Consider the following 16,235-nt stretch of genomic DNA (forward strand, 5'->3'; position numbering starts at 1 on the left):
CCCTGCTGCCGCCAAGTAGCGTGACCGGGTATGACAGCCCCGAACGACGACTACACCGGACACGTGGAACCGGGCACCGCGGCCCGGCGCTCGCTGCCCGGCGCGACGATCCTGAAGGCCTCGGTTGGCCCTATGGACAACAACGCCTACCTGGTGACCTGTTCCGCAACCGGAGAAACATTGTTGATCGACGCCGCCAACGACGCCGACGTACTCATCGACCTGATCCGACGCTACGCGCCCACGGTGTCGCTGATCGTCACCAGCCACCAGCACTTCGACCACTGGCAGGCGCTGGAAGCGGTCGCCGAAGCCACCGGCGCCCCGACCGCCGCACACGAGATCGACGCCGAGCCGCTACCGATCAAGCCCGATCGTTTGCTGGCCAACGGCGACACCGTGCAGATCGGCGAATTGACGTTCGATGTCATCCACTTGCGCGGGCACACACCGGGATCGGTGGCGCTGGCGCTCGGCGGGCCCGCGACGGGCGGGGTCACCCAGCTGTTCACCGGAGACTGCCTGTTCCCGGGCGGCGTCGGCAAGACCTGGCAGGAAGGCGACTTCGAGCGGTTGCTCGACGACGTCTCCACCCGGGTGTTCGACGTCTACGCCGATGACACCGTCATCTACCCCGGCCACGGCGACGACACGGTGCTGGGTGCCGAGCGCCCGCACCTGGCCGAATGGCGCGAACGCGGCTGGTAGCCAACGCTACGTGGTGTGCACGATCAGGACGTCGACCTTGGCCTTGCGGGAGACGTTGGCCGGCACCGACCCCAGCAACCGCCCCGCAATAGTGCTCAGGCCGACGTTGCCGACCACCAGCAGATCTGCCTTCTCCGACTCGGCGAGTTGCACGAGGGCGTCGACCGGGGCGCCCTCGATCGCGCGCTCGTCGACGTTCTTCGCGCCCGCGATGTGCGCCCGCTCCTTGGCGGTGTGCAGGATCTCGTAGATCGGGGCGGTACCGGTCACTTTGTAGCTCTCGCCCTTGAGCGCGTCGACCGCGCGCGCGTCGTCGTTCTGGGGCAGATAGGCCGAGGCGATGATCAGCTTGGCGTCCTCTCCGGCGATCCGGGCCGCCCTTTCTACCGCGCGCAGCGACGAATCCGAGCCGTCGGTCCCTACGACCACGGTTTGATAGGCGCTCATTTACCCTCCCAGGTGTCGGTTTCCGCCAACCCAAGACAGTATCGCGTTGCTGGACATAGTTGGGAGAGATTCGCGGCGTGGCAGCCCTCACGGTGGGGCCCCGGAAGCCGCGCCGGTCACTATCGGCAGATCCGCAACAGTCGGGCATGCGAGCCGGTGCGCGGCTGGGCACATAAAGTTGAACATCACCATGTCTGCGACCATCGTCGAGAATCCGCTGGCTGACGACGCCGAACCGGCGCCGTCCGTCCGCGTGCGGGGCGGGCGCCTCGACCCGTGGGCGATGGCTGCGGTCGCGGCCGCCATCAGCGCCGCCGGGGCCGCCCGGCCGTCACTGTGGTTCGACGAGGGGGCGACCATCTCGGCTGCGGCGAGTCGCACCCTGCCCGAGTTGTGGAAGTTGCTGGGCCACATCGACGCCGTCCACGGCCTGTACTACCTGTTGATGCACGGCTGGTTCACCCTCTTCCCGCCGACGGAGTTCTGGTCGCGACTGCCCAGCGCGCTGGCGGTGGGCGCCGCCGCCGCCGGCGTGGTGGTGTTCGCCAAGATGTTCTCCGGACGGACGACGGCGCTGTGTGCGGGCACCGTATTCGCCATCCTGCCGCGGGTGACCTGGGCCGGCATGGAGGCCCGGTCCTCAGCGCTGGTGGTGGCGGTGGCCGCCTGGCTGACCGTGCTGCTGGTCGCCGCGGTGCGACGCAACCGGGCGCGCCTGTGGGTCGGTTACGCACTGCTGCTGATGGTGGCGATCCTGTTCAGCATCAACACCGGGCTGATGGTGCTGGTCTACGCCGCGATGCTGCCGCTGATCGCGCCGCGCACGCAACGCAAGTGGCCCGCCCTCTGGCTGGCGGTGGCGTCAGTCGCCGCGCTCGGGGCGATGACGCCGTTCATCTTGTTCGCCCACAAGCAGATGTTTCAGATCGGCTGGATCGGTGGCCTGCACCGGAACCTGTTCCTGGACGTGGTGCACCGGCAGTACTTCGACTACAGCGTCCCGTTCGCCATCCTGGCCGGCACCCTGGTGCTGGTCGCAGGTGTCCTGCGGCTCCTCGGGAAGGCGCGGGCCGACACCGGCACCGGCCGGTTACTGCTGATCAGCGTGCTGTGGGTGGTGATTCCGACGGCCGCGGTGCTGATTTATTCGGCCGTGGGTGAGCCGGTCTACTTCCCGCGCTACCTGATCTTCACCGCGCCCGCCGCCGCTGTCGTTCTCGCGGTATGCATCGTGGCGATCGCCCGTAAGCCGTGGCAGGTGGTCGCCCTGGTGCTGGTGATGGCCGCCGCGGCCGTCCCGAATTATCTGTTCACCCAGCGCGGGCCGTACGCCAAAGAGGGCTGGGACTACAGCCAGGTCGCCGATGTCATCAGCACGCACGCGGCACCGGGCGACTGTCTGCTGGTCGACAACACCGTGCCGTGGCGCCCCGGACCGATCCGGGCGCTACTGGCCACCCGGCCGGCCGCCTACCGGTCGCTGATCGACGTCGAGCGCGGCGTGTACGGGCCCAAGGTCGGCTCGCTGTGGGACGGTCACGTCGCCGTCTGGCTGACCACCGCCAAGATCAACAAGTGCACCACCCTGTGGACGATCACCAATCACGACAGTTCGTTCCCTGATCATGAAGTGGGACAGTCGCTTTCACCCGGTAAGGCGTTCGGCCGGGCTCCGGTCTACCAGTTTCCGGGCTATCTGGGTTTCCGCATCGTCGAACGTTGGCAGTTCCACTATTCGCAGGTGGTCAAGTCGACCCGCTGACGTCGGTCGGGGCGGGTCGCCTGGTAGGAGGCGATGAAGCCCGCTGCGGCCAGCACGGTGAAAACCGCGTACAGCCAGCGGGCCTGCAACGCGTCACCGCCCGGGGCGGTATTGACGACGACGCCGGCCAGTCCGGCACCGAAAGCCCCGGCGATCAACTGCACGGTGTTGATCGCGGCCGCGGCCGCGCCGCTTTCGGCTGGGTCGTCGACGGAATCCATGGCGCGCACCGACAGATGCGGCCAGGCCATCCCGATGCCGGTGCCAGCGATCAGCAGCCCGAGCGCCCACCACCCCACCAGCCCGCGCGACGCATCGGCCCGCTGAGTGACGGCGCCGATCGCCAGTCCGGCGCCCATCAGCAGTGGCGCGACCAGCACGACCCGCCCGATGAGTCGGGGACTGCGCAGCGACGCGCTGACGATCTCACTCACCGTCCAGCCGACCGCCAACGAAGCACCCAGGAAGCCGGCCAGCACCGGACTCAGGTGCCCCAATCGCTGACCGAACAACGGCACGTAGGTGTCGATCAGCACCGCCATCATCAGCACGCCCATGGTCAGGTAGACCCACCGCAACGGCCCAGCGCCGAACACGCTGGGCGGCAGCACCGCTGCACGGCTACGCCGATCGACGGCCACGAACACCACGACCAGCAATATCCCGAGCGCCAGCAGGCCGGCGATTGCAACGCCGTCGCGCGGTAGCTGGGCGAGGCTCACCGCCAGCGCGGCGGTCCCGATCACCAGCAGCGACCACACCGGCACCTCGAGCTTGGTGTTCTCGCCGTCGGTGCCGCTGCGGCCCGACAGCGCTACCGGCACCAGCGCGGCCATCAACGCCGTCAGTATCGCCATCGCTCCGAAGGCCCACCGCCACAACCCGAATTGCGCGAACAATCCGCCCATCGCCGGCCCGATGATCGTCGCCACCCCCCACATCGCCGACACCAGCGCAGAACCACGCGTCCACAGCGTGCGCGGCAGCGTGGCGTTGATCAGGGCGTAGCCCAATCCCGCCAGCGTGCCACCGGCGACACCCTGCAGGGTGCGACCCGCGATCAGCACCTGCATGCTCGGGGCGGCGGCGCACACCACACTGGCCACCCCGAACACCGCCAGACCCGCCAGAAACGACAGCCGCGCACCGAAGCGCCGCAGTAACGCATTGACGGTGGTCGCAGCCACCACGGATCCGACCAGGTACAACGTGACCACCCAGGCGTACAACCGGGCGCCGCCGATCTCGGCGATAGCGCTCGGCAGCAGGCTCACGGTCAGGAACTCGTTGGTGGCGTACATCGCGACGCCGCCCGCCAACACCGTGGAGGTGCCCAGGTGCCGGGTGAGCAGCTCGCGCCAGGTCCCCGTCCCGCTCGTCGGCTCGGTCACTTCAGGCCGGCGGCGTCCATCCCGCGCAGTTCTTTCTTGAGGTCGGCGATCTCGTCGCGGAACCGGGCCGCCAGCTCGAACTGCAGATCGCGCGCGGCTGCCATCATCTGCGCGGTGAGGTCCTTGATCAGGTCGGCGAGCTCGGCTCGCGGCATCGACGAGGTGTCCCGCCCCTCGAACACCCCTGCGCTGACCGCGCGGCCCGGCTCACCCGGCGCGCGTCGGCCCCGGGACGCGTTGCGACCGGAGCCGCCGATCCCGACGTCGGTGTCGTCGGCTTCGCGGTACACCTGGTCGAGGATGTCGGCGATCTTCTTGCGCAACGGTTGCGGGTCGATGCCGTGGGCCTCGTTGTAGGCGACCTGCTTGGCCCGGCGCCGTTCGGTTTCGTCGATGGCCTCTTTCATCGAGTCGGTGATCTTGTCGGCGTACATGTGCACCTCGCCGGACACGTTGCGGGCGGCACGCCCGATGGTCTGGATCAGGCTGCGGGTCGAGCGCAGGAAGCCCTCCTTGTCGGCGTCCAGGATCGCCACCAGCGACACTTCCGGCAGGTCCAGGCCCTCCCGCAACAGGTTGATACCGACCAGCACGTCGTACTCACCCAGCCGCAGTTGCCGCAGCAACTCGACGCGGCGCAGGGTGTCGACCTCGGAATGCAGATAGCGCACCCGGATGCCCATCTCCAGCAGGTAGTCGGTGAGGTCCTCGGCCATCTTCTTCGTCAGGGTCGTCACCAGCACCCGTTCGTCGGCGTCGGTGCGTTTGCGGATCTCTCCGATCAGGTCGTCGATCTGCCCCTTGGTGGGTTTGACCACAACCTTCGGGTCGACCAGCCCGGTCGGGCGGATCACCTGTTCGACGAACTCGCCACCGGTCTGGCTGAGTTCGTAGGGGCCCGGGGTGGCCGACAGGTAGACCGTCTGCCCGATCCGGTCGGCGAACTCCTCCCAGGTCAAGGGGCGGTTGTCGACCGCGGACGGCAGCCGGAAGCCATATTCGACCAGATTGCGCTTGCGGGACATGTCCCCTTCGTACATGCCGCCGATCTGCGGCACGGTGACGTGCGACTCGTCGATGACCAGCAGGAAATCCTCCGGGAAGTAATCCAGCAGGGTCGCCGGGGCGGAACCCGCGGGCCGGCCGTCGATGTGGCGCGAATAGTTCTCGATGCCCGAGCAGAATCCGACCTGACGCATCATCTCGATGTCGTAGTTGGTGCGCATCCGCAATCGCTGCGCCTCCAGCAGCTTGCCCTGGCCTTCCAGCTCGGACAGTCGCGCGGCCAACTCCTGTTCGATGGTGGAGATCGCGACCGCCATCCGCTCCGGACCCGCCACATAGTGGGTGGCCGGGAAGATGCGCAGCGAGTCGACCTGGCGCACCACATCCCCGGTCAGCGGATGCAGGTAGTACAGCGCCTCGATCTCGTCGCCGAAGAACTCGATGCGGACCGCCAGCTCCTCGTAGGACGGGATGATTTCGACGGTGTCACCCCGGACCCGGAAGGAGCCGCGGGTGAACGACAGGTCGTTGCGGGTGTACTGCACGTCGACCAGCAGGCGCAGCAACCCGTCCCGCGGCACCTCGTTGCCGACCTGCAGTTCCACCGAGCGGTCCAGGTAAGACTGCGGTGTGCCCAGGCCGTAGATGCAGGACACCGAGGCGACCACCACCACGTCCCGCCGGGACAGCAGCGACGACGTGGCGGAGTGCCGCAACCGCTCCACGTCGTCGTTGATGGAGCTGTCCTTCTCGATGTAGGTGTCGGTCTGCGCGATGTACGCCTCCGGCTGGTAGTAGTCGTAGTACGAGACGAAGTACTCGACGGCGTTGTGCGGCAACATCTCTCGCAGTTCGTTGGCCAGCTGGGCGGCCAGCGTCTTGTTCGGCGCCATCACCAGGGTGGGTCGCTGCAGCCGCTCGATCAGCCACGCGGTGGTGGCCGATTTGCCGGTGCCGGTGGCGCCGAGCAGCACCACGTCGTGCTCCCCCGCTCTGATCCGGCGTTCCAGCTCCTCGATGGCCGCCGGCTGGTCACCCGCCGGCTGGTGCGGGCTGACCACTTCGAAGCGGGCACCGGTACGGACGACCTCGTCGACGGCGCGGTATTCCGAGTGGGCGACTACTGGGTGTTCGGTGGCGAAAGCCATGGCCGCCAGGGTAGTCGGAGACTCCGACAAGTCGTCCGGCTCGCGAGGTCAGCTGTGCCGGGCCCAGATCCGGGTCACCGGGTTGCATTCGATCAGATAGCCGTCATTGGAGGCCGACATCGCGAACACCGGAATGTCCGGCCGGTCGCATGAGCTGCCGGCGGCATGGACACCGGTGGTGATGGGCGCCTTGCTCCAACTCCCGCCCTCGCATACCACCTGTTCGTTGCTGGTCTGGTCGTAGCCCAGCCTGTCGACGTCGGCGCACGCCCCGCCCAGTACCGGCGGCGACGGCCGGCCTGCCCGGGTCGGAGCGCTGAGCACCTGCGCGGGATCGGCCCACGTCAAACCCGCAGGCACGGCACCGTCCCGGGTGGCCACCACGGGTACCCGCAGCACCGCGCCCTGGGCGCCGCACTCGTTGGTCAGGACGGTCTCCGTCTCCACGCCGCGCAGCGTCCCGTCCGATTGCGGCGCCAACGACCACGCGACGGTCTCCTGCTGGGTGCCGGCCACGCCGTTCTGCTGCCGGCACGCGACCTGCTCCTGCTGGGGTGCGCCCTGCCAGTAGCCGGCGACGAAACGCAGCACATCGGTCTGCGCGGCGTCGGCGGTGCCGGCCACCTCGTGATTGGTCTTGTCCAGTTGGATGCCGGTGGCCGCGCAACCGTTGGCCGTACACGTCGAATGAAAAGCCCACCAGTCGGTGGTCGCGCCGTCGTGGCGGATACCGAGGCCGTTGGACGTTTTCTTGGAGCGGTTGTAGTCCAGCCGGTAGGTGCCGTCCAGGACGCGAGCGCCCGCGGCGGTCACCGGGGCGGGTGCCGCGTCGGGCACGCCGGGCCGGGCCGCCAGCGCCGGGATGGGCGGCGGGGAGCTGTCGGGCTGGAACGAGTACAGCAGGGACCAGGTTGCGGCCACCGCGATCAGCACCGCACCCACCAGCGCGGCCGCGACCCGGGTTCTGGCCGACAATCTGCGCGCGGCTGCTCTGATCGCACCGGACTTCTCGGGGACGGCAGGCGGATCGGTCTCGACGTCGAGGGCTGGCCCGGCGAGCTGGGAGCCAAACGCCGCGGCGAATGTCCGGCACCGCTCGAACCGCGCGTCCGGGTCTTTGGCCAGTGCCCGGACGAACACCTCGTCCAGGTGCGGCAGGTCCGGACGGTAGTCGCTGAGGCGGGGCGGCTCGTCGTGCAGGTGCTGACTGATCACCGCAACCGCATTGGGGTGCCGGTACGGAGGCACACCGGTCAGCAGGTGAAAAGCGGTGGCGGCCAGGGCATATTGGTCCGCCCGTCCGTCGATTTTGGCACCCGTCAGCTGTTCGGGCGCCGCATAGGCGACGGTGCCGACCGCGACGTTGGTCTGGGTGATGCCACTGATGTCACCGAGGTGACGGGCAACACCGAAGTCCGCCAACAGGATTCGCCGTTCGCCATGCTCGGGATGGGTGAGCAGGATGTTGGCCGGTTTGACGTCACGGTGCAACAGTCCGCGATCGTGCGCATAGTCCAACGCGCCCGCGACGGCGCTGAGGATTTCACACACTTCATCGGCCGGCATCCCGTCAGGATGGGTCTCTCTCACCAGCCGGGACGCATCGGTGCCGTCGACGTAGTCCATCGAAATCCACAGCCGGCCACGGAATTCGCCGCGATCGTGCACACCGACGATGTGCGGATGCCACAGTGTCGCGGCCAGATCCGCCTCGCGGTTGAACCGCTCGCGAAACTCGCTGTCCGCCGTAATCGCTTCAGCGAGAACTTTGATCACGTCACAGCGCGGCAAGCGCGGATGCAGAGCCAGGTACACCTCAGCCATTCCGCCGGCGCCCAGCCGACGCAGAATCGTGTACCCGGCGAACGAGGCGCCGCGGGACAACTCGTGTGGTGAATTGCTTTCGTCCGCAACGAGATCCGCCCCGACCGGCGGCGGCACCTGACGACGGAAATGGGCGACGGTCGTCGACGGCAGAGACTGCAACCCGGCACGGAATCCCGCCAGGTGCGGATTTCGCAACAGATGCCGGCCGGGAAGCCGCCGGGTGGGGCCATCTCGCTCGGCCATCTGTACGTTTCCTCCTTTCCGGCACGAACCATCACCGTTCCCCTCCCGTCAGATGATGCCCGAATTAGCCAGCCACCGGGCCGCTGCGGGCTGTGTAACAGCTATGAGTGCACTAAAATCAACACATAGCTGCTGCACAGCTGCGTCACACAGAGCACACTCAGGAACCGTGCCAATACTGTTGTGGTGACTCGATCCGCCCCGCCTGCGCCCGCGCTGACCATCCGGCATGACAGTGCTCAGCTCTCGTTCGCCCCCGGGTATGAGGTGATCATCGGCAGAGACCTGCACGCCGACCTGCGCATTCCGGACCCCCGCATCTCCCGCGCACACCTGATCCTGCGGTTCGACCAGGGCCGCTGGGTGGCCATCGACAACGGCTCGCTGAACGGGACCTACGTCAACGGCTACCGGATGCCTGTTGTCGACATTCACGACGGGCAGAGCATCCATGTCGGCAACCCGGCCGGACCGCGGCTGACCTTCGAGATCGGGCAGCGGCATGGGCCGGCCACCCGAGGGCCCATCGCGAAACCGCGGTCGATACCCGACGGCGGGCCGCCCACCCTGGCATGGACGGCGACGCCGCCGACCCGGCCGCCCACCGGTCCCCCACGCCCGCCGGCCCCCCGGGGACGGGTGCATCAGGTGCCCGCCCCGCGTGGTCCGAGGCGTCCCGAGCGCCGGCCGCTGCCGCCGGAGCCGGTCACCTCGGTCACCATCAAGCCGGCGCCGGCGGAGAACACCGTCGTCGACGTGAAATCGGCCGACGTCGCCAGCCTGGCGACCCGGATGGTGAAAATTCTCGCGCCGCGGGCCGGCGGCCCCTCGGCAGCGCCGAAGACGACGGGCGCGTTGTCGATCGGTCGCGCCAACGACAACGACATCGTCGTCTCCGACGTGCTGGCCTCCCGTCAGCACGCGACCCTGCGACAGACTCCGCTGGGCACCGAAATCCAGGATCGCAGCATCAACGGGACGTTCGTCAACGGCACCCGGGTGGGTTCGGCGATCCTGTCCGAGGGTGACGTGGTCACGATCGGCAACGTCGACCTGGTATTCGGCGACGACACCCTCGTGCCGCAGACCGAAACTGCCCGTCGCACCCGCGGTTTGGAAGTACGCAAGGTCAACTACACCGTCGACAACGGCAAACAGTTGCTGGACGGCATCTCGCTGACCGCCCGGCCCGGCACCCTGACCGCGGTGATCGGCGGTTCGGGCGCCGGCAAGAGCACCCTGGCCCGGCTGATCGCGGGCTACGCGCGGCCGACGACCGGATCGGTCAGTTTCGAAGGCCACGACATCCACGCCGAGTACGCGTCGTTGCGCAGCAGGATCGGCATCGTTCCGCAGGACGACGTGGTGCACCGCCAGCTGACCATCAACCAGGCACTCGGATACGCCGCGGAACTGCGCCTGCCACCCGATACCAGCAAAGCCGACCGCGCCCGCGTGGTCACGCAGGTGCTCAAGGAGCTGGACCTGACCAAGCACGCCGACACCCGGGTGGACAAGCTGTCCGGCGGGCAGCGCAAACGGGCCTCGGTGGCACTCGAACTGCTCACCGGGCCCTCGCTGCTGATCCTCGACGAGCCGACCTCCGGCCTGGACCCGGCCCTCGACCATCAGGTCATGACGATGCTGCGCCAACTGGCCGATGCCGGCCGCGTGGTGATCGTGGTGACGCACATGTTGTCCTACCTCGATCTCTGCGACCAGTTGCTGCTGGTGGCGCCGGGCGGCAAGACGGCCTACTGCGGCCCGCCGGACCAGATCGGCGATGCGATGGGTACCACCAACTGGGCCAAGATCTTCAGCCAGGTGGGTGCGGATCCGGACGAGGCGAACCGGCGCTTCCTGGCGCAGCACGAGGCGAGGAACCTGCGCACACCGCCGGTCGGGGACGCCGAGCCCGCCGACCTCGGCGCGCCGGTGCACACCAGCGTGCGACGCCAGATTTCCACGGTGGCACGGCGGCAGGTCCGGTTGGTGGTCGCCGATCGCGCCTACTTCGTGTTCCTGGCGGTGTTGCCGTTCATCCTGGGCGCATTGTCGCTGACCGTTCCCGGCTCCAATGGATTCCGGGCGGTCTTCGAGCACGCCGGCACGCCGGACGAGGCCGCGCAGATCCTGAACCTGCTGCTGCTGTCCGCGGCGTTCATGGGCACCGCACTGACCATCCGCGATCTGGTCGGCGAACGGCCGATCTTTCAGCGCGAGCAGGCCGTGGGTTTGTCGACATCGGCCTATCTGGCCGCCAAGACTGCGGTGTTCTGCGTCTTCGCGGTGCTGCAGGCCGCGATCGCCACCACCATCGTGATGGTCGGGAAGAGCGCGCCGTCCCGGGGCGGATTGGTGTTCGGCCACGGAAACGTCGCCGCCACCGTGGAGTTGTTCTTGACGGTGGCCGGCACCTGCGTGGCATCGGCGATCCTGGGCCTGGCCATCTCGGCCCTGGTGCGTTCCAACGAGCAGATCATGCCGTTGTTCGTGGTGTCGATCATGGCGCAGCTGGTGTTGTGCGGCGGGATGGTCCCGGTGACCAATCGGCTTGTGCTGGAACAGGTTTCCACCGTGGTGCCGGCCCGCTGGGGGTACGCCGCCGCCGCTTCCACGGTGGACGTGCGCAACCTGGTGCCCGGTTCGCTGGTGCCGGGCGACCGGTTCTGGCAGCACACGTCGAAGATCTGGCTGCTGGACATGGGCATGCTGGCCGCGCTGTCGGTGTGCTACGGCGGTTTCGTGCGGTGGAAGATCCGGCTCAAGCGGTAGCCGGACGCTGCGCAGCTATCTGCCGGCGGACGAGTCTGCGCCACCGGCGCTGCCGGTAGCGGTAGATCCCCACCGCCACCGTTGCCACCAGGGCGGTCGCCGCGCCGGCATCGATGTCGACGGTGTCGCTGTACCGGCAGGAGTGCCCGTCGACGGGTTCGGCGTGCAGCGTGTGGTTCCAAACCTTGAGCAGCCCGCCGTGCTCACGGGTCCGGATGGTGTGAGTGGCCTCGTCCACCTCGACGACCTCGATGGTGTGCCGATAGGCCGGTATCAGGTGAAACGCCATCAGCCAGCCGGTGCCACGCTCGCCGAGATGCAACGCCTCGGTCCGCCCGGCCAGTGCGGGAAAGCCGAACAGACCTTTGCAGACGTAGAGGAAAGTCGCCGGCGACAACATCGCCGGCCACACCCGGTCGGCATCGGCGGCTAAAAGTGTTTCGATATGGACGGTGCGCACAATCAACTCCTTTTCGCCGAGCAGACGCAAAAGCCCCTGTTTTCGTGCCGAAATGGGGGCTTTTGCGTCTGCTCGGCAGCTTGTTAGGGTAACCTAATTCTGCTGGTCACGGCACCGGATGACTACTCGCTTTAAGCAGGAGATGCACGATCGCCCCCACCGACCGGTTCCGGCAGCGCAAGCAGCCCAAACAGGAACGCGCCGCCCAGACCCGGCAGCGGGTCCTGGACGCGGCGGCTCACATTTTCGCCGAGCACGGTTACGCGGCGGGGACCACCAACCGCATCGCCGAACGCGCCGGAGTGTCGATCGGCTCGCTCTACCAGTACTTCCCGAACAAGGACGCCATCCTGCGTGCCCTGATGGACGCTCACGTCGACGCCGGTGCGCGGCTGTTCAGCGAACGGTTGTCCGACGGGCTGCCGGCCCGGCTCGATGACACGCTGCGGCTCTTCGTCCGCGCGGCCATCGACAACCACCGTGACGATCCCCGTCTGCACCGGGTGTTGTTCGAACAGGCGCCGCGGGCGCCGGCGTTCCTGGACCGGCTGCACGACATGGAGCGGCTCAGCGTCGAGGCGGTCACCTGGGTGCTCGAACAGCATCCCGAGGTGCGCAACACCGGCAGACTGCGCGCGCAGGTTGTCGTGGCGACCATCGATTCGCTGGTGCACCGGCTGGTCACTTCGCCGGATCCCGTCGACTTCCAGGCTGTCGAGGACGATATCGTCGCGCTGCTCGCCGGATATCTCTGTCCTGACGTCCACGTCGGCGTCGATCGGTAGGTGGTCATATGCACCCACCCAAACGGGAGACGTTCGATCTGACCGCCCACACCAACACCGATCCCAAGGGCATCGTGCGGACGGTCGACGAATTCCGGCTGCGGCCCTGGGGGCTGTACCTGGCCCGGCCCACGCCCGGCCGGGCGCAGTTCCACTACCTGGAGTCGTGGTTGTTGCCGTCGTTCGGGTTGCGCGCCACCGTGTTTCACTTCAATCCCGGTCATGAACGTGATCACGACTATTACCTCGACGTCGGTGAGTACACGCCCGGACCGACGGTGTGGCGTTCGGAAGACCACTATCTGGACATCGAGGTCTTCACCGGGCAGCGTGCCAAACTCGCCGATGTCGACGAGCTGTTCGAGGCGTTGCTAGAAGGCCTGCTGCCCGCGGCGGTCGCGGAGTCCGCCGTACGGCGCGCAATCACCGCGATCGAAGGCCTGGCCGCCAATGGCTATGACCTGACGCGCTGGCTCTCCGCCGCCGGTGTGGAACTCACCTGGCGGCGGAGATAGTCAAAGCCGTTGCGTTACCGCATAACTCAGACTGCCAGCAGTCGCTCGAAGAACTCGCGGTAGTGCATCAGGGCCAACCGAAGGTCTTCGGTCGAGGCCTCCTGGCCGCGGGCCCACTGTTCTTCCAGCCGCGAGCGGGCCTGGGCGAATCCTGACGTCAGCTGATCGACCAGGTCCGAGACCAGCACGTCGGCCTTCTGCACGCAGTCTTTCGGATCGTCGACGAACGCCGCCTGTACGGCCGCCCAGCGTCCGCGCAGTTCGGTGAGATCGTCATCGGCGAACAGCGTTTCCGCCGTGGCGGATTCGTGAGACGCGTGCGACTCACCGGCCGCCGGCGCGTCGACCGGAGGTTGCCACTGTTCCTGGCTGGGCGCCGCCGGCGCATCCCGATATTGCTCTTGGCCGTACTGCTCTTGCCCGGCAACCGGCGCCGGCGTGTCCCGGAATTGCTCCTGGCCTGCAGCCGGCGCCGGCGCGCTGGACAGCACAGACGGTTCACCGGCTTGCGTCGGCGCCGTGTGCTCAGTGACGGGCCCGGTTGTCGCAGTGGGGGTTTGGCCCTCGTCATAGCTACCGGGGACCCGTGCTTGCTGCTCGTGGGTGGTCATGCGCTTGCCTCCTTTGGCGTGGTTTCGAGCAACTTCTCGAACAGTGCGCGGTAGTGCACGAACGCTTCCCGTTGTTGCTCGGTATCGACGGCGCCGCGTTGCTGAGCCAGGTGAATGCTGTGCGCAGCGCGGTAGTTCTCGACGATCTGCGGATGGTCGACGGAGATGTCGGCCGCTCGCTGATCGAAATCGTCGACGGGATAACCCCGTTCCCGCATCACGTCGGTGACCAGCCGATCAGCAACGCCGACCGCGGCGGCCGGGTTGTCGACGAAGCCGGTCTGCACCTGATGCCAGCGGCTGCTGAAATCCGATAGTGCAGAAGGGGATAACGCAACGATGTCGAGTTTCTTGCGATTGTTTTCCCGGGTGGTGAGTTCGTGCTCCGCCGCCTTCGCGTCCCCGGTCTCGGTGACCAGACGCTCGTACTCACTGCCGTAGTGCTGCTTGAGCCGCTGAGATTTTCTGCGACCGCTCGCCAGACTTGCTGTAACAATGATCGCGGCGATCACCAGAATGACGAGGGCCGCAATCAAAATCTGTTGCCAGAGAGCCATTTTCTGCTCCTCTCGTACTCATGTCGAATAACCGCCGCGGCACCGACGCAAACGTCAGTTTGTGAGCTGCCGCACAACGGGGCGGGCTCAGTAGTAGTGCCGGCGGCCTCCGACTGCGCGGCCCATCCCACCCAGGACGGCCAGAATGGCGCCGATGACGAGCAGCACAATGCCGATGGTCCACAGGATGGAAATCTTGAAGACGAATCCGACAATCAATAGGACGAGACCGAGAATGATCACGATGAGCCCTCCTTCGGGCGATGGTCCAGCGAACGGTCGATGTTCCCGATGTTGCTCAGTCGAACACCCTTTAGGGGGGTAGCAATACACCCCTAGGGAGGTAATGTGCCGGTATGCCGCCCGCTGCTCGCGCGCCGATCACGGTCGCGCTGGTCGACGACTACGACGTCGTCGTCAAGGGTGTCGCCAACATGCTGGACCCGTATCGCGACCGGATTGTGATCGCGGAACTCGACTCCACCATGCCCGTCTCGGACGCGGTGGACATCGTCCTCTATGACTCATTCGCCCAGCCAGAATCCGACCACGACGAAATCGCGGTCCTGGTCGCCAATCCACAGGCACGTCGAGTTGTGGTGTACACCTGGAACTTTCACCCGGACTTGGTGGAGAGCGCCCGCCGGCACGGGGCGCACGGCTACCTCTCCAAGACGCTGCCGGCGCGCGAGCTGGTGGCCGCGTTGGAGGCCGTGCACTCCGGGGAACTCGTCATCAGCGATGTGGCGGCCCGCGCGCGTAGCGCACCAGGACTGGACTGGCCGGGCCGCGGCGAGGGGCTCAGCGACCGGGAGGCGGAAATCCTGGCCCTGATCACGCAGGGCAAGAGCAACGCCGACGTCGCGCGGCTGACCTACCTCAGTCCCAACACGGTCAAGTCCTACATCCGCACGATCTATCGCAAGATCGGCGTCGCCAGCCGCACCCAAGCCGTGCTGTGGGGTGTCGATCACGGCTTCACGCCCGACCATCACCGGATCGAGCACTGGCGCGGCGGACCGTAAGGGTTACCGGCTCAGCAGAGCGTTCAGATCGGCGATCGCCCGCAAGGTGTCGTTGAGATGGGTGCACGTGCTGGTGCCCACGAATTCACCGCGGACCCGGTCGCGCAGTTCGTCAATCGTCATTCCGCGGATACGGGCTGCACTGGCGATGGCGCCCGGACATTCCTGCCAGGGCAGCACCCGTACCTCGGCACTGACCGTCGTGACGGTCCGCGTCGGTTCGTCGATCGTGCCGGCCACCGTGTACTCGTGCACAATCGTCTCGAGCAGTTCGTCGTCCATGTGGGAGTCCCGGAAGTGGGCATCGAACTGCCACGAATCGGCACCCGACGGCCAGAGGTCGAGCCGACGGAACCTGCGCATGCCGCCCGCCCGCAGCGGCTCGACCTCGTGCAGTCCGTCCAGCGCCGGGGCCACCGGCCCGCGGCCGGTCGGAATGACATCGTGCTGCCGGGTATAGCCGATCAACGACGCGTCCGGCGCGAATCCGGCACAGATGCCGGCCATCCGGTCGGCCACCCCCGGCGGCATCTTCTGCTCGACCCCCAGGACGATCGCCGCATGCTGGGTCGCGTATCCCGACACCAGCGCCGCGCCCACCCAGTCGTCGAGCAGCAGATGAAGCAGACTGGCCCGTTGCACCTCGTCGGGGAACAGCCTGGCGATGCCCGACCGGAAACCCCGTCCGACCCGGCATCCGTGCAGCTCAGGGAGTCGCCCGACAGGCAGCGTGCCACTGATCCGGTCGATGACGCCGTCGACCAGCAGCGCGTCGACGTGGACCTCGTCCAGCACATCAACGCCGCCCTCCCCGGCCTCTGCCACGTCGCGCGCCCGAAGGTCGACCGCCGCGCCGCCGCCGTCGGCCGGATGGGTGTCGATGGTGCTGGTGCGTCGGCGTCGCCCAGTATTCAGCGCTGGGGCGGGATGCGCTACGGGCCGCCGCGGTCCGAGGATGTCGGTGACGAACGGCATG

14 protein-coding genes and 3 pseudogenes are annotated in these 16,235 nt (G+C 67.4%); 8 read left to right on the forward strand and 9 right to left on the reverse strand.

Annotation, left to right across the window (positions count from 1 at the left end):
- Window positions 1-30: 30 nt before the first annotated feature.
- Entirely contained in the window at window positions 31-708 is a 678-nt protein-coding gene (locus AC5Y5Z_RS04925; RefSeq protein WP_463825244.1) for an MBL fold metallo-hydrolase, read from the forward strand.
- Window positions 709-714: 6 nt separating this feature from the next.
- On the opposite strand, the gene AC5Y5Z_RS04930 is transcribed toward AC5Y5Z_RS04925, so the two are convergent.
- A complete protein-coding gene (locus AC5Y5Z_RS04930) occupies window positions 715-1,155 on the reverse strand; it encodes a universal stress protein (RefSeq protein WP_463825243.1) in 441 nt (146 codons plus the stop codon).
- A gap of 190 nt (window positions 1,156-1,345) precedes the next feature.
- Between AC5Y5Z_RS04930 and AC5Y5Z_RS04935 the strand changes: the two genes are divergently transcribed.
- The gene (locus AC5Y5Z_RS04935; RefSeq protein ID WP_499923706.1) at window positions 1,346-2,917 is read left to right on the forward strand and encodes a mannosyltransferase; all 1,572 of its coding nucleotides are present in this window, start codon (window positions 1,346-1,348) and stop codon (window positions 2,915-2,917) included.
- Here the strand turns inward: AC5Y5Z_RS04935 and AC5Y5Z_RS04940 are convergent.
- From AC5Y5Z_RS04940 to AC5Y5Z_RS04950, 3 genes are read right to left on the reverse strand one after another with little or no spacing between them, the layout of a single operon-like run.
- Complete coding sequence (locus tag AC5Y5Z_RS04940) at window positions 2,887-4,308, reverse strand: MFS transporter (protein WP_499923709.1); 1,422 nt, start codon at window positions 4,306-4,308, stop codon at window positions 2,887-2,889. The genes AC5Y5Z_RS04935 and AC5Y5Z_RS04940 overlap by 31 nt on opposite strands.
- Window positions 4,305-6,461 (reverse strand): excinuclease ABC subunit UvrB, encoded by a 2,157-nt coding sequence (gene uvrB / locus AC5Y5Z_RS04945; RefSeq protein ID WP_463825239.1) that lies wholly within the window; start codon window positions 6,459-6,461, stop codon window positions 4,305-4,307. The genes AC5Y5Z_RS04940 and uvrB overlap by 4 nt, the downstream gene beginning before the upstream one ends.
- A gap of 48 nt (window positions 6,462-6,509) precedes the next feature.
- Window positions 6,510-8,531 carry a serine/threonine-protein kinase gene (locus tag AC5Y5Z_RS04950; RefSeq protein WP_499923710.1) on the reverse strand — a complete coding sequence of 674 codons (2,022 nt, stop codon included), beginning with the start codon at window positions 8,529-8,531 and terminating at the stop codon, window positions 6,510-6,512.
- 267 nt (window positions 8,532-8,798) lie between these two features.
- On the opposite strand from AC5Y5Z_RS04950, the pseudogene AC5Y5Z_RS04955 reads away from it, so the two are divergent.
- The 3 pseudogenes from AC5Y5Z_RS04955 to AC5Y5Z_RS04965 all read left to right on the forward strand — a co-directional run.
- Window positions 8,799-9,587 (forward strand): annotated as a pseudogene (locus AC5Y5Z_RS04955) (FHA domain-containing protein); the annotation flags it as partial.
- 126 nt (window positions 9,588-9,713) lie between these two features.
- Window positions 9,714-10,211, forward strand: a pseudogene (locus AC5Y5Z_RS04960) (ATP-binding cassette domain-containing protein); the annotation flags it as partial.
- Window positions 10,212-10,496: 285 nt separating this feature from the next.
- Window positions 10,497-11,306: pseudogene (locus AC5Y5Z_RS04965) on the forward strand (ABC transporter permease); the annotation flags it as partial.
- Here the strand turns inward: AC5Y5Z_RS04965 and AC5Y5Z_RS04970 are convergent.
- Window positions 11,296-11,766, reverse strand: a complete 471-nt coding sequence (locus AC5Y5Z_RS04970) for an Rv1443c family protein (protein ID WP_499923712.1) — start codon at window positions 11,764-11,766, stop codon at window positions 11,296-11,298. The pseudogene AC5Y5Z_RS04965 and the gene AC5Y5Z_RS04970 overlap by 11 nt on opposite strands.
- Before the next feature lie 149 nt (window positions 11,767-11,915).
- Between AC5Y5Z_RS04970 and AC5Y5Z_RS04975 the strand changes: the two genes are divergently transcribed.
- Window positions 11,916-12,551: a TetR/AcrR family transcriptional regulator gene (locus AC5Y5Z_RS04975; protein WP_499924010.1), complete on the forward strand. Its 636-nt coding sequence runs from the start codon at window positions 11,916-11,918 to the stop codon at window positions 12,549-12,551.
- A 74-nt stretch (window positions 12,552-12,625) separates the two neighbouring features.
- Window positions 12,626-13,066: a ribonuclease FAU-1 family protein gene (locus tag AC5Y5Z_RS04980; RefSeq protein ID WP_499924012.1), complete on the forward strand. Its 441-nt coding sequence runs from the start codon at window positions 12,626-12,628 to the stop codon at window positions 13,064-13,066.
- A 26-nt stretch (window positions 13,067-13,092) separates the two neighbouring features.
- Here AC5Y5Z_RS04980 and AC5Y5Z_RS04985 read toward each other — a convergent pair whose 3' ends face one another.
- The 3 genes from AC5Y5Z_RS04985 to AC5Y5Z_RS04995 form a co-directional block, all read right to left on the reverse strand.
- A complete protein-coding gene (locus tag AC5Y5Z_RS04985) occupies window positions 13,093-13,677 on the reverse strand; it encodes a hypothetical protein (RefSeq protein ID WP_499923713.1) in 585 nt (194 codons plus the stop codon).
- Window positions 13,674-14,234 carry a hypothetical protein gene (locus tag AC5Y5Z_RS04990; protein WP_499923715.1) on the reverse strand — a complete coding sequence of 187 codons (561 nt, stop codon included), beginning with the start codon at window positions 14,232-14,234 and terminating at the stop codon, window positions 13,674-13,676. The genes AC5Y5Z_RS04985 and AC5Y5Z_RS04990 overlap by 4 nt, the downstream gene beginning before the upstream one ends.
- Before the next feature lie 87 nt (window positions 14,235-14,321).
- Entirely contained in the window at window positions 14,322-14,477 is a 156-nt protein-coding gene (locus AC5Y5Z_RS04995; protein ID WP_463825233.1) for a DUF6131 family protein, read from the reverse strand.
- 113 nt (window positions 14,478-14,590) lie between these two features.
- On the opposite strand from AC5Y5Z_RS04995, the gene AC5Y5Z_RS05000 reads away from it, so the two are divergent.
- Window positions 14,591-15,259 carry a LuxR C-terminal-related transcriptional regulator gene (locus AC5Y5Z_RS05000; protein ID WP_499923716.1) on the forward strand — a complete coding sequence of 223 codons (669 nt, stop codon included), beginning with the start codon at window positions 14,591-14,593 and terminating at the stop codon, window positions 15,257-15,259.
- A 3-nt stretch (window positions 15,260-15,262) separates the two neighbouring features.
- Here the strand turns inward: AC5Y5Z_RS05000 and AC5Y5Z_RS05005 are convergent, their stop codons facing one another.
- Entirely contained in the window at window positions 15,263-16,234 is a 972-nt protein-coding gene (locus AC5Y5Z_RS05005) for a DUF2889 domain-containing protein (protein WP_499923718.1), read from the reverse strand.
- Between the last annotated feature and the right edge of the window lies 1 nt (window position 16,235).

It is taken from the genome of Mycobacterium sp. NGS29 (genome assembly GCF_059812965.1).

Coding starts and splice junctions, on each gene's coding strand:
- AC5Y5Z_RS04925 (WP_463825244.1), top strand. CDS start 31: ATGACAGCCCCGAACGACGACTACACCGGACACGTGGAACCGGGCACC.
- AC5Y5Z_RS04930 (WP_463825243.1), bottom strand. CDS start 1,155: ATGAGCGCCTATCAAACCGTGGTCGTAGGGACCGACGGCTCGGATTCG.
- AC5Y5Z_RS04935 (WP_499923706.1), top strand. CDS start 1,346: ATGTCTGCGACCATCGTCGAGAATCCGCTGGCTGACGACGCCGAACCG.
- uvrB (WP_463825239.1), bottom strand. CDS start 6,461: ATGGCTTTCGCCACCGAACACCCAGTAGTCGCCCACTCGGAATACCGC.
- AC5Y5Z_RS04950 (WP_499923710.1), bottom strand. CDS start 8,531: ATGGCCGAGCGAGATGGCCCCACCCGGCGGCTTCCCGGCCGGCATCTG.
- AC5Y5Z_RS04985 (WP_499923713.1), bottom strand. CDS start 13,677: ATGACCACCCACGAGCAGCAAGCACGGGTCCCCGGTAGCTATGACGAG.
- AC5Y5Z_RS04990 (WP_499923715.1), bottom strand. CDS start 14,234: ATGGCTCTCTGGCAACAGATTTTGATTGCGGCCCTCGTCATTCTGGTG.
- AC5Y5Z_RS05000 (WP_499923716.1), top strand. CDS start 14,591: ATGCCGCCCGCTGCTCGCGCGCCGATCACGGTCGCGCTGGTCGACGAC.
- AC5Y5Z_RS05005 (WP_499923718.1), bottom strand. CDS start 16,234: ATGCCGTTCGTCACCGACATCCTCGGACCGCGGCGGCCCGTAGCGCAT.